Raw genomic sequence first — 13,309 nt, 5'->3', positions numbered from 1 at the left:
GCTATGGCTTTAAATGTTTTAAAAATTAGTCATTCAACCAAACTTCATATTGCCAATGAAAAAAGCATTGATAATAGATGATGAACGCCTGGCCAGGAGTGAACTGAAAAAATTGCTGGCAGATCACCCGGAGATAGTGGTGGTGGGAGAAGCAGTGAACGCGAAGGATGGTATCGAGAAGATTGAGAATCTGCACCCAGACCTGCTGTTCCTGGATATTCAGATGCCGGACAAGACCGGTTTTGATTTGCTGGCCGAGCTGGAGAAAACGCCACAGGTGATTTTTACCACTGCATATGATGAATATGCCCTGAAAGCATTTGAATACAATGCGCTGGACTACCTGTTGAAGCCGGTAGAACCCAAGCGTTTGGCCGATGCTATTCACAAGTTGCACCAGCAGGATGAGAAAGACCGGCTGGCAGCCTCCGGCGGTATCCGTACCCTGTTGTCGGAAAACGACCAGGTGTTTGTAAAAGACGGGGACCGTTGCTGGTTTGTTAAGTTGCAGGAGATCCGGCTGTTTGAGAGCGTGGGTAACTATGCCAGGGTATATTTCGAGACGAACAAACCGTTGATTCTGAAGTCATTGAATGCGCTCGAGGAGCGCCTGGATGAACGGGTGTTTTTCCGTGCCAACCGTAAACATATTGTGAACCTGCGCATGATCGAGAAAATAGACACCTATTTCAATGGCGGATTATTGCTGGAGATGAGAGGAGGTGAAAAAATTGAGGTGAGCCGCCGGCAGGCCGTTAAATTTAAGGAAATGATGAGCCTTTGATATGTAGGGATTTTTTGATTTACGAATTTTTTGATTTCTGGAAGATAAAAAGAAGACCGAAGCGATTATAATTGCTTCGGTCTTTTATTTTATTCGCGTAAATCTTTGCTAAAAGATTCGCTAAATCAAAAAATCGTAAATCAAAAAATTCCTAAATAGTGATGGGGGCTGAAGAGTGTACAGCGTCTGCCAGCTCCTTGATCAGGGAAATATCATTTTCGATGGCATTGCCAACCACGATGATATCGGCGCCGGCTTTGCAGTTACGATAGGCTTTTTCAGCGTCACGGATACCGCCGCCCACGATGATGGGAACTTCTACCTGGCTGGATACCCGGTTGATCATTGTTTCTGTGATCGGGTTACGGGCGCCGCTGCCGGCATCCATATAAATTACTTTCATACCCAGCATTTCTCCTGCCATGGCGGTGCACATGGCGATATCCGCTTTGTCGGCGGGAATCGGAGTAGCATTGCTGATGTAGGAAACGGTAGTGGGCGCGCCGCCGTCAATAACCATATAGCCGGTGGAAATAACTTCCAACTGGCTTTTTTTGACAGCTGCAGCGGATACTACGTGTTGACCAATTAATAACTCAGGGTTCCTGCCTGAAATCATGGAAAGATAAAGAAGCGCGTCTGCATATCTCGAAACCTGCGAAGGGCTTCCTGGAAATAGAATAACAGGAATATCGCAACTGGCCTTTAACTGCTGCACGCACTCGTCCAGGTGATTGGTGATAACCAGACTACCGCCAAGGAAGATGTAATCTACTTTGGCAGCGGTGCATTTGGCCGCAAGTTCAATGATGCCAGCAGGGGTCACCTTATCCGGATCAATCAAAACCGCGAATGCTTTTTCTTTCCTGGCCTTTCTTTCGATGAACGAAGTGTATATTTTATTGTACATCAATAGCGCATTGTTCCGGTTGTCGCAAATGTATAATATTTTTATTAATAACCCACAATGCTAAATAAATATGCATGCAATTCATTTTCTATGAATGAACTACATGATATTTATGGCATTACAAGACGCATCCACTCAGTAAACCGCTAACGACAAATTTTAAGCCGGATTTTGTTATATCAGTTTGGTTTATAACAAACCAGGCGGCAAAGTGTTGATACAATTATCCACAAGTTGTGCATAATAATCCGGCTTTCCGGGGCTTTTAAAAACTAATTTTAGTATACCCCCTTTTCTTAATATTCTTTTAATCCAGTGAAAATTTTTGGGTATGAAAAATCCAGCAAGCAGCAAGCGTGGCATGGCCTTCTCCCGGTATTTTACCAAAGATGGCATGCGTCCTTATGAACAGTTTGTGTATGACCTCCGCTCTTCGGTGATCCGTAATCCTGGTGGGGATGTGGTGTTTGAGATGAACAACGTGGAAGTACCCCAGGGATGGTCGCAAATTGCGACCGACATTCTGGCGCAAAAATATTTCCGGAAGGCAGGCGTACCCCAGGAAGATGGTAGTTTGGGCCGTGAAACATCGGTGAAGCAGGTGGTACACCGGATGGCCAATTGCTGGCGGGCCTGGGGAGAACGTTATGGTTATTTCGCTTCCCCGGAAGATGCCAATGTATTTTATGAGGAGCTGGTATATAGCATGCTGAACCAGGCTTGTGTGCCCAATTCGCCCCAATGGTTCAATACGGGTTTGTATGAGAGCTACGGTATCAAAGGTAAGCCCCAGGGGCATTACTATGTAGAACAGCAGACCGGTAAACTGGAAAAATCCACGTCTGCCTATGAGCGGCCCCAGCCTCATGCCTGTTTTATCCTGAGCGTGGAAGACGATCTGGTAGGTGAAGGCGGCATTATGGACCTCTGGATGCGGGAAGCCCGGATTTTTAAATATGGTTCCGGTGTGGGCACCAATTTCTCCCATATCCGGGGAGATGGAGAGAAACTGAGTGGCGGCGGTACGTCCAGCGGGCTGATGAGTTTCCTGAAAATTGGCGACCGGGCGGCCGGTGCCATTAAATCGGGCGGTACTACCCGTCGTGCCGCCAAGATGGTTTGTCTGGACCTGGACCATCCGGAGATACTGGAATTTATCAACTGGAAAGTAGAAGAAGAGAAAAAGGTGGCGGCCCTGATTGCGGCCGGTTATTCTTCTGATTACGAGGGCGAGGCTTACCGCACTGTTTCCGGTCAGAACTCCAACAATTCCGTTCGAATCCCCAACAGTTTTTTCCGGCAGCTGGCGGCGGAAGGTGATTGGGACCTGATTGCCCGTACCACCGGCAAAGCCACCAAAACGGTGAAGGCGCGGGAATTGTGGGACCAGATCGCTTATGCTGCCTGGCGTTGTGCAGACCCGGGCACCCAATATGATACCACCATCAACGAATGGCACACCTGTCCGAAGGGTGGACGGATCAATGCTTCCAACCCCTGTTCCGAATACATGTTCCTCGATAATACAGCCTGTAACCTGGCATCGGTGAACCTGCGGCGTTTTTTTGATGAGGATACCAACCGCTTCGATGTATCCGGATTTGAGTATACCGTCCGGTTGTGGACCACTGTACTGGAGATTTCCGTGCTGATGGCCCAGTTCCCTTCCAAAGAAGTAGCGCAGCTCAGTTACGATTACCGTACACTGGGATTGGGATTTGCCAATCTGGGTTCCATGCTGATGGTGAGTGGTATTGCTTACGACAGCGAAGAGGCCCGCGGTATTGCCGGCGCTATTACCGCAATTATGACCGGTGTGGCCTATCAGACTTCTGCCGAGTTGGCGTCGCATCTGGGGGCATTTCCACGGTTTGAGGAAAACCGGGAAGATATGCTGCGGGTAATGCGGAATCACCGGGCGGCCGCCTATGATGCCACAGAAGCGTATGAAGGGCTCGAAATTTCGCCCCGGGGTATTCATGCGCGGTATTGTCCGGATTACCTGTTAAAAGCCGCTACAAGGGCCTGGGATGAAGCTGTAAAGGCAGGTGAAAAACATGGTTACCGGAACGCACAAACGACCGTGATTGCTCCTACCGGTACTATAGGGCTGGTAATGGATTGTGACACTACCGGTGTAGAGCCGGATTTTGCCCTGGTGAAATTTAAAAAACTGTCCGGTGGCGGTTATTTTAAGATCATCAATCAGTCTATTCCTACGGCGTTGCATAATCTGGGTTATCAGCCGCACGAAATCAAGGCGATGGTGGATTATGCGAAGGGTACCGGTTCCTTTGCCGGCGCGCCTTACATCAATCATCAGTCGCTCAGCGAGAAGGGTTTTATAGCCGAAGAGCTGAAAAAGCTGGATGCGGCAGTATCTTCTTCCTTCGATATTTCTTTTGTGTTTAACGTGTATACATTGGGGGAAGCCTGTTTACAACGACTGGGCTTTGTACCGGAGCAATATTTTAATCTTGATTTTAGTCTGCTGCATGCATTGGGATTCCAGGATGCAGAAATAGAAGCGGCCAATGATTACGTGTGCGGTACCATGACGGTAGAAGGTGCGCCTTATTTGAAGGAAGAACATTTACCGGTGTTTGACTGTGCGAATAAGTGCGGGAAACACGGGCAGCGGTATATTCACCCGCATGGGCATATCCGCATGATGGCGGCCGCGCAGCCCTTTATTTCCGGGGCTATTTCCAAAACGATTAACCTGCCGCATGAAGCGGAGATACATGAAATAGCAGATGCGTATTTGTTGAGCTGGGAGCTGGGACTTAAGGCCTGTGCGCTTTACCGTGATGGCAGCAAACTTAGTCAGCCGCTGAGCAACAAAACCGACAAAAAGAAAAAGGCGGATGCGCCGGTAGAAACAGCAGCTGTTACGCAGTTGACCGATTTAGAGCAACTCACGATTGATGAGTTGCTGGAAGAAGTAAACCGGCGGATGATGGCCAGTGAGGACACGACATTAAAGCGGCAGTTGTCCCGCATTGTGGAGCGTAAAACGCTTCCTTCCAAGCGGGGTGGATTTACACAAAAGGCCAAGGTAGGCGGACAAGCTATTTTCCTGCGTACCGGCGAGTACAATGATGGTACCCTGGGAGAAATATTTATTGATCTTGCGAAGGAGGGTTCTACTTTGCGGAGTATGATGAACTGCTTTGCCATAGCGGTTTCTGTGGGATTGCAGTATGGTGTGCCCCTGGAAGAATTTGTAGATAAGTTTGTGTTTACGCGGTTTGAGCCGGCCGGGATGGTGGATCATCCGAACATTAAGTCAGCTACCTCGCTGGTGGACTATGTTTTCCGGGTGTTGGGATATGAATACCTGGGACGTACGGATCTCGTGCATGTGTTGGATGCGCCCGGAAATACCGGTGAAGACGAGCATGATGAGGTAGCTGAATCGCCTGCTTTATCGGGTGTACGGGTGACACCTGCTGCCAGTCCGGCGACGAATGCCTCCAGAATGCCCCGGCAGCAAGCGGTTGCAGCGAATCATGCAGAAAACAATACGCAGGAATACCTGCGTAGTATGCAGCGTGATGCCCCTGCCTGTAACGTTTGCGGACATATCACGGTAAGATCCGGCACATGTTACAAATGCCTGAATTGCGGTAACAGCATGGGTTGTAGCTGATTCGATGTTATAACTCTTGTTAACGATATGTTATTGTGCCTTTAAAATTTCAAAGAAAAATAACATGCACTTACCTTTGTATTCAAATAGGGTTTTCATAGGATAGTAACAAATTGAGGGCGCTTTTCTAGGCGCCCTTACTTTTTCTCCAAACCCCCCTTTTCAAGGTTACTTTCTTCTCAGTTGTCCCGATACGGGAATCGTTTCACATTTTATTTTATCTAATTTAAAGGCGTTTAATTTTCATTTCTGAGATTTTTCGATCTCATATTAAAAATTATTTAATTTTTATACTTCTTCTTCCGACACCATATAATTTTATTATATTTGTTATTGTATTAATTTTTATTATGGTTACTGTCCTATGAAAAACCAAATATTCCTACACCGCATGAATCATCATGCACTGTAAATGACTCTCGAAAGCAATGGTTCGTCCATTGCTTTTGTTTTTTTGGGCAGACAGGTGGATATACGTATTTTTTTCGCTTCGTTAGAATTCTCGGAATATAATTGTATTTTTAAGACTCGAAAAATTGGATGTTTTATGAAAAAGCTGTTGTTCATGCTGTTGGTAGTTTTGGCCGCAGTCACATCAGCAAATGCCAACACTGGTAACGGGAATGGTAATGGAGACAATACCAGCACCGGTTTCAAGAACGGGGACAACAATGGAGATAAAAACGGTGATAACAACGATAACCGTAATAATGCCAAAAATAATGATCGATCCTCCAAGCCTGTCAGGGTAGAAGAATTTGTATTATTATTCCCTCGCGTAGAGACGGCAGAGAAAGTAGATGAAGCAGAGTTGGAAAAAGCTATTGTGGACCTTTACAAGTGGTACTTACAAAACGAAACCAAAATAAACACTAACGACTTCCTGAAAGGAGGTGGTAAGGAGTTGGCGTTCCCTTTCAAAGTGGACCCCAAAACCCTGCAACAATATTTCCTGTTCATCAAGAAGAACTTTCCGGGTTTCAACGAGGAGTATCAATCTTCGCTGAAGCGAAACCGGAAGAAGGAAGCACCTGTTACTGTACGTGATGAAATGGATAACCCTATGTCGATTTCCGTAAACAGATAAAAATCGTTTTGCCAGGCGCCTAATGCAGTTAGAGTTCAGTTACAATAAGGGGGATGTGTTGCATGCATTGCGCTATCATTTCATGCATCGGGGGGAGATAAAGGTGTTCCGTAACACGCTGATTATCCTGCTACTGGCTACCATCGCGGGCTATGGATTTAACCTGGTCACGCCCGGCGCTCTCACCGGTATCACCATTATGGTACTGCTGTTAGGGCTCGTTTTTTGGTACCTTCTGCCAATTTCCATCTACAACAAAGCCGCCACCTTCAAGGATGATATCCATCTCCGCTTCTCCGAAGAAGGCATTCAGATATCCACCCGCTCCAGCAACCATGAACGTTCCATCAGCTGGCACCATTTCTCCAAAGTAGTGGAAACTAAAAAATTCTTCTTTCTCTACCGCGACAAAAAGACCTTTTTCCTGATTCCCATTAGTGCCTTTAAAACAGAGGATGCCTACCAAGGCTTCAAAGCGGTGATTCAGCCAAAACTGTGAAGGCTGATAACTATGATTGTATTCAAGGTTAACGGCCCGAATTGATTTCGCTGATTCGGCGAAGATTGAAGCGATTAATATTGTTTATATATAATCATCTCTCTTAAATCATCTTTAAAAAAAGGCACAAGATAAGATAAGCCATCGCCCCCTCTTCGCGAATCAGCGAAATCAGCAACAATCATGACCATCAGAGTTGCTGGAATACAGCAAAATGCAATATATGATTCATGCTTCCGGCGCCATTACCAGCTTGGAGGAACTGGTTCATATAACCGATATCGGCCTTCAGGGTGGGACTGAATTTGTACCCAACAGCGGTCAGGAAACGGTTCTGATCGAAGAAAAGGGAGTTGATGTGGTTACCCCAGAGGTTAAGGAATATTTCGTCCTGCAGAGCCACATAAAAGCGGGTGGGTTGCTGTTTATGTTTAAGATCCAGCTGGGTACGGTTAAAGTAACGGAAGCGGTTGCCATATTTCCAATCCTGGATAGCTTTGAGTGCATCTGCGGAATTTGGTTGCGCCACCCAGCGCTGTTCCAGCCGGAAACGGTGAGTCATGTCGATTTTAGGGGCTTTATAGATGTACTGTTCAAAAATCCGGTGTTCCGGCAACCATGTATTGCTGACTCCGCTATAAGTGGGCACAAAGGCATATCCCAATAATACCTGGTGCTGTTTGTTAACGGCATATTGCAGTCCTCCCCTCATGAGCAGCTGGCCTTTGTTGCTGATACCATCCCGGATGCGGCCCTGAATATCAAAAGGGACAGACCATCGCTGATTGATTTTTACATTCCCGAAATAAGTATACCAGTGCTGGTACGCATGTGTGGTCTCCTGAGCCGACGCATAGCCTGACAGGGCTATTACGGCCAGTAATAACAGTACATTCTTCATAAAATTGCTTAAAACTTATTATAGGGGGGCTTAAAGATAAGTCAAGTCCCGGATTGGGAAAAGGGGTAGCATAAAAAAGGGCGCCTGCAGAAGCAGGCGCCCGGTTGATTGTTTTAGTTGAGTGTGAGTATAATTTAGAATTTGTTGTACCATAATTTGGTGCCTTTCTGATCGCCGCCGATGGCTTTGGCAGCATCGTTATAAGCTGCCTGGTTCTGCGATTGTTCGGTTACCAGGTAAGTCAGCCGGTAAGGCACAAAAGGCGCTGACGCATCCATACTGCCGGATACAGGCGCAATAAACAAGTCCTGGCCACCCGGTTTTTTGAAATTCAGGCGGGTCCTTTCAAACCAGCCCTGGAAACCCTGCGGATACAGTGCCAGCCATTTTTGGGTACCAATCACATTGCGCCAGTCGGCTGCACTATAAGGCACTTTTGCCAGGAATTGGTCCACCATCGCATCGGTGATGCCGTTGCTATTGGTCAGTTTTTTCCAGTAGTCAACAGATGCTTTGATACCATTGGTATAATGCGTTGCAGCCTCTCCTACGTTCATACCACGGGCAGCGGCTTCCGCCAGGATAAATTCCACTTCGGCATAGTTCATCAGGATGCCTGGCATGGTAGCGCTGTAGATTTGAACGCCGGGGTAGGAAAAATGCCCGGGAGACGGTCTGGTAGCATCGGCGCTGGCCCAGCCGTAAGGCATGCCTTTCAGGGCCTTGTCATCCTTGGAAGGACGGGCATAGATAGGCAAGCGGGGATCGTTCGTGGACTGCATATAATCCATCATAGTGGCGCTTACGAAAAAATCCGGTATTTCCCTTTCGGAATCGTTGAAGGGGAATTTATTGGGCGCCGCATTCAGATAAACGAGCTGTGCATTGTCATCGTTGCTGGAGAAAGCCTGTTGATAGTGGGCTTCGATGATCTGTTTGGCTTTAGCGCCATCTGCGTCGGCCATGCGTATGGCAATACGCAGCATCAGTGAATGCGCCAGTTTAGCCCATTTTTCGGAGCTGCCCTGGTAGATGGCATCACCTTTGGCGACCACGCCTTTATTGCCTTCCAATATGCCGATCTGCGCCTGCAGGGTATCCAGCAAATGAGTGTACACACCTTTGGCATCGTCATAAGCTGGTTTCAGGTTACCGGCATCCAGCTGGAAGGTAGAAGAATAGGGCACGTTACCATAGGCATCTGCCAGTATCTGGTATATCCAGCAGGAAGACACGCGGGCGACTGCCGTTTGTACCGCCAGTTCCGGCGTGGCCGGTTTGGTGGAATTCTGCCGTACGATGGTCTCCAGGTTGTTGAGGGAGATACGGTAAAGGTTGTTCCACATGGTAGAATTGTTACCCTCATCCAGTTTGTAACGGCTATCGTCCGTACGGGAATTGGCCGACCAGTACTGGGCATAGTGCATGGCAATATACCCGTTCTGCAGGCCGCTGTACAGCAGGTCCATCGTTGCTTTCTGAGCGCCGGCCAGCAGGTATTGCGGTTCTGCGGTGGTCGGTTTGGTAGGATCGTGATTGATATCATCGAGCTTTTTACAGCCGGTGAACGCCGTGGCGGCCAGCAGCAATAAAGCAGCGCTATATGTTAAAATCTTGTTGGTCATCTTCACAAATTTTAGAATGATACATTCAGGTTTAAACCATAGGAACGGAGCGAAGGCAGCGCACCTCCTTCAATTCCCTGTACGTTGGTGGAGGAATTGATGATGTTGGCCGGGTCCACATTTGGCGCGTTGGACTTGATCAGCCACAGGTTACGGCCATATAGTGATAGACGGGCACTTTGCGCACCGATCTTTTTGTACCATGATTCCGGCAGGTTATAACCGATTTTTGCTTCTCTCAGGTAGATATAGCTGGCATCATACATATTAGCCCGGCTAATGACATTACCGCCATTGGCGGCGAAGTGGTCCTGTGCGGTGATCTTCACCGTGTTGGGATGACCATCTGCCGTAACACCCGGTACGATGATACCGTTTTCGCGGATACCATTTTCCGCGGTCGTTTCCAGCAGACCAGATTTTTCGCCATACAGGTTGGTGTAGGAGAAGAAGCTGCCGCCATGCTGGAAGTCCACCAGTGCTGATAAATAAATGCCTTTATAAGTGAAGGTGTTGGTAACACCGCCTACATAGTCAGGATAAGCATTGCCCAGTGGTACGCTGGTAGTAGTAGGCACATAGTGACCGGCAGCATCTACTACTCTCTGTCCGTTGAGGTACGTATAGTCGGTACCGATAAGCGTACCCAGCGGCTGTCCTACCATGGCCACTACAGATACTTTCTGCGTACGGCGGTCGGTGCCGATAAGATACACAGGCAGTGAAGTATTGTACTGGTCGATGTTCATGCTCAGCAGCTTGTTGCGGTTGCGGGCCAGGTTAGCGTTGATGTCCCAGCGGAAACCATTTTTCAGGCGGATAGGATTCAGGTTCAGCCCAATTTCAATACCCTTGTTTTCCACTTCTCCGCCGTTTGCATAAGCGGTGGTGTAGCCGGTTGCAGCAGGTAATGACAGGTACAGCAGCTGGTCTTTCGTACGACGGCGGTAGTAGGTAAAGTCAACGCCTATACGATTATCCAGGAACTTCAGTTCTACACCGGTTTCTATTTCCGTAGTACGTTCCGGTTTCAGGTCCCTGGTATATTTGGTGCCGGAGGCCTGTGTTATCGGGTAGTTGCCAAAAGGCGGCAGGAACTCGTAGGTATCGTATATGCGGTACGGATCGGCATCGTTACCTACGGCCGCGAGGCTACCTCTGACTTTACCGAAGGTCAGCCATTTCCAATCTTTCAGCAGATCAGAGAACACAAAAGAAAGGGAAGCTGAAGGATAGAAATACTGGTTATTACCGCTTAAGAGCGTAGAGCTCCAGTCGCTGCGGCCGGTGAGGTCGAGGAACAACATGTTCTTATAACCGAGGTTGGCGGTAGCAAATGCGGAGTTGATCTGTTTTTCGAAGAATTCATCGATGATTTTAGCCGGTTGTACGGAGTTGTTCAGGTTGTACACATCTTTTACGAGCAGGCCCTGTTGCGTAGCGCCGCCGGTGTTAGTCCATTTACGGTGCATGATGTTACCACCGATGGTAGCATTCAGCTGGAAGTCTTTACTGAAATCTTTTTTGATATCAGCCGTTAATTGGTAGTTCATTTCACGGGAAGTACGCACCCTTTTGATATAACCACCTATGAGATAATCTTTCGCGGTTCTTTCTTCTTCGAGGGTGTTGTAATCGTCCATGAATACACGACCGGAGAAGGAGAGCCATTTATTGGCGTCGATGTCTACACCGGCGTAACCGAAGAGGCGGTTACGGCTGTCGGTTTCATAGTCCATGTAACGGTTCCAGTAAGGGCCGTTGCTGAACTGAACAGCCGGGTCGTTCCATGATTTACGGTTCCAGGTGATCTGGGAGCCGTCGCTGTATTTGTAGTTTTTTTCTTTTTCGATATCCAGCTGGCGCTGACCGAACATGGTAAACTGAAGAGCCGGGTTGGGACCGGTAAAACCGGTGCCAGGGCGGCCTTTGGCTTTCAGTCCTACGTAGTTCATGGAGGCCACTGCCCGCACACCTTTGGTCACTTCGTAGTTACCGTTGAAGGACAGGTTGTTGCGGCTGGTAGTAGCATTCGGCAGTACGAAGCTTTGGTTCATATTGCCGTAAGACAGGCGGAATCCGCCTTTGTCGTTACTACCGGCCATGGATATATTATTGGTGAGCGTAAAGCCGGTGCGGTAGAAGTCTTTTACATTGTTGGGATGTGCTTCCCAGGGAGCTGTCTGACCGAAGAGCGGGTTGCCTTTGTCTTTATCCCAGGACCAGTAATGACGAACGAGGCGACCATCCAGGCGCGGGCCCCAGGAAGCATCTTCGTAGTACTGCGGCATCAGGTCGTAGCGGCCTTTACCGTTGTTATCATCGTAAGCAGCACTTTGTTCATTCAGGAATGCTTCGGGGTGCTGATTATAGTAGAGCGTATCAAAACGTGGGCTGGCGCCGCCACCGTACATGTTCTGGTAGGAAGGCAGTTTGTATACCTGGTCCATCTGGGCATTGAGGCTATACGTTACGCCGATGCCTTTTTCCGAGTCGGGGCGTTTTTTGGTGGTGATGAGCATTACACCATTAGCGCCGCGGCTACCGTAGAGTGCCGTAGCGGCCGCCCCTTTCAATACGGAGATGTTTTCGATATCTTCCGGGTTGATGTCCTGGAGCGGGCTACCGAAGTCGTAACCACCGCCGCCGTTGAGCTGTCCGGGATCGTTGGTGCTGTTATTCTGCATGGGAACGCCGTCAATGACGAAGAAAGCGTTGTTATCACCCAGGATGGATTTAACCCCGCGGATCGTGATTTTAGAGGAGCCGCCCATAGAGCCGGAGTTGGTATTGATCTGAACGCCGGGCACTTTACCGGTGAGGGCATTCACGAAGTTGACTTCTTTAGCTTCCTGTACCGCGTTGCCGCTGACTTCCTGCATGGCATAACCTACAGAGCGTGGATTTTTCTTGATACCGAGGGCGGTAACTACCACTTCTCCCAATACTTTTTTGTTGGCATTAACAGGAGTGAGTGTAATGGTGAGCGGTTCTCTTTTCTCGATCACGATCGTCTGGTCAGCGAAAGTGGGCGAAGTTATCTTGATGGTGTCGTTTTGTCCCGCTTTGATCGTGAATTTACCATCCGGGTTGGATTGCACATTGGCTTTAGTAGCTTTATTCACGATGATCGCACCGGGAATGGGGGTGCCTTTATCGTCCTTTACCAGACCATTGAGGGTAAATTTCCCGATTTCTTTTTTCACCGTAGCATCATCCGGAGGGAGGATCAGTGCGGTATCCTCTTTGGGTTTCGCGGTAGGCTGTTTAGGCTTTGATGTATCCTGTACAGGTTTTGACGTATCCTGAGTGGGTTTCGTTGAGTCCTGAGCGGGTTTTTGTGTGGTATCCTGCCGGTTTTTACCGGAGGTATCGGCAGCAGCGGGTTTGATAACAACCGGAACGGTAGTATCCGCAGGCTGCTGCTGGATGGTGAGATACCCTTCGGGTTTCGTGTATGCGCTGCTGGGGGTATAGCAGAAAAAGGCATAGCACAGCCCCGACCAGGCTAGTACATGGCTTCTCATTGTATAGTGCTTGATTTGGTTACAAATTTTTTGTGCAGCTCTTACGGACTGCTTATTGTTTTGATGACAATACATATCAACTAACAATACAATCGAAAACCCTTTTACAATGGGCTTAAATTGATTTTATCAGGTTTTTCCTCAATTCGTAGTGGGAATTCCCACCGTTGTAAACTCTTCTCCACAAAATTTAATGGCCTGGTTGCTGATAGCAACAGTGGCTTGTTTACGCGGATGTATGGTTAGTATTCCCATCATTCGTTTATTGTCCGCAGCATGGAAAATTCGATTTTGCATAACGCCGGAAAGAATATCCCATTGCGG

Annotated in this window: 8 protein-coding genes; 4 read left to right on the top strand and 4 right to left on the bottom strand. The window is 48.1% G+C overall.

Translation table 11 applies throughout. From position 1 onward, the window contains the following. Positions 1-55: 55 nt before the first annotated feature. A complete protein-coding gene (locus ICL07_RS12815; RefSeq protein ID WP_188088297.1) occupies positions 56-784 on the top strand; it encodes a LytR/AlgR family response regulator transcription factor in 729 nt (242 codons plus the stop codon). 151 nt (positions 785-935) lie between these two features. Here the strand turns inward: ICL07_RS12815 and ICL07_RS12810 are convergent, their stop codons facing one another. Then, on the bottom strand, positions 936-1,694 hold the full coding sequence (locus ICL07_RS12810) for a phosphoglycerol geranylgeranyltransferase (RefSeq protein WP_188088296.1): 759 nt from the start codon (positions 1,692-1,694) through the stop codon (positions 936-938). Between the two features lie 331 nt (positions 1,695-2,025). Between ICL07_RS12810 and ICL07_RS12805 the strand changes: the two genes are divergently transcribed. The 3 genes from ICL07_RS12805 (at position 2,026) to ICL07_RS12795 (ending at position 6,932) form a co-directional block, all read left to right on the top strand. Continuing rightward, complete coding sequence (locus ICL07_RS12805; protein ID WP_188088295.1) at positions 2,026-5,346, top strand: vitamin B12-dependent ribonucleotide reductase; 3,321 nt, start codon at positions 2,026-2,028, stop codon at positions 5,344-5,346. Between the two features lie 547 nt (positions 5,347-5,893). After that, positions 5,894-6,433 (top strand): hypothetical protein, encoded by a 540-nt coding sequence (locus ICL07_RS12800; RefSeq protein ID WP_188088294.1) that lies wholly within the window; start codon positions 5,894-5,896, stop codon positions 6,431-6,433. Positions 6,434-6,488: 55 nt separating this feature from the next. Continuing rightward, positions 6,489-6,932: a YcxB family protein gene (locus ICL07_RS12795; protein ID WP_188088293.1), complete on the top strand. Its 444-nt coding sequence runs from the start codon at positions 6,489-6,491 to the stop codon at positions 6,930-6,932. A gap of 190 nt (positions 6,933-7,122) precedes the next feature. Here ICL07_RS12795 and ICL07_RS12790 read toward each other — a convergent pair whose 3' ends face one another. The 3 genes from ICL07_RS12790 to ICL07_RS12780 form a co-directional block, all read right to left on the bottom strand. After that, positions 7,123-7,833 (bottom strand): DUF2490 domain-containing protein, encoded by a 711-nt coding sequence (locus ICL07_RS12790; RefSeq protein WP_188088292.1) that lies wholly within the window; start codon positions 7,831-7,833, stop codon positions 7,123-7,125. A gap of 134 nt (positions 7,834-7,967) precedes the next feature. Then, entirely contained in the window at positions 7,968-9,458 is a 1,491-nt protein-coding gene (locus ICL07_RS12785; RefSeq protein ID WP_188088291.1) for a SusD/RagB family nutrient-binding outer membrane lipoprotein, read from the bottom strand. An 11-nt stretch (positions 9,459-9,469) separates the two neighbouring features. After that, positions 9,470-12,985, bottom strand: coding sequence for a SusC/RagA family TonB-linked outer membrane protein (locus ICL07_RS12780; protein WP_188088290.1), 3,516 nt, complete (start codon positions 12,983-12,985; stop codon positions 9,470-9,472). Between the last annotated feature and the right edge of the window lie 324 nt (positions 12,986-13,309).

This window comes from Chitinophaga qingshengii (assembly GCF_014529935.1).
In the GTDB taxonomy this organism is placed as follows: Bacteria; Bacteroidota; Bacteroidia; order Chitinophagales; family Chitinophagaceae; genus Chitinophaga; species Chitinophaga qingshengii.
The sequence above is the reverse complement of the archived record's forward strand: the minus strand, read 5'-3'. Positions and strand labels throughout refer to the sequence as shown.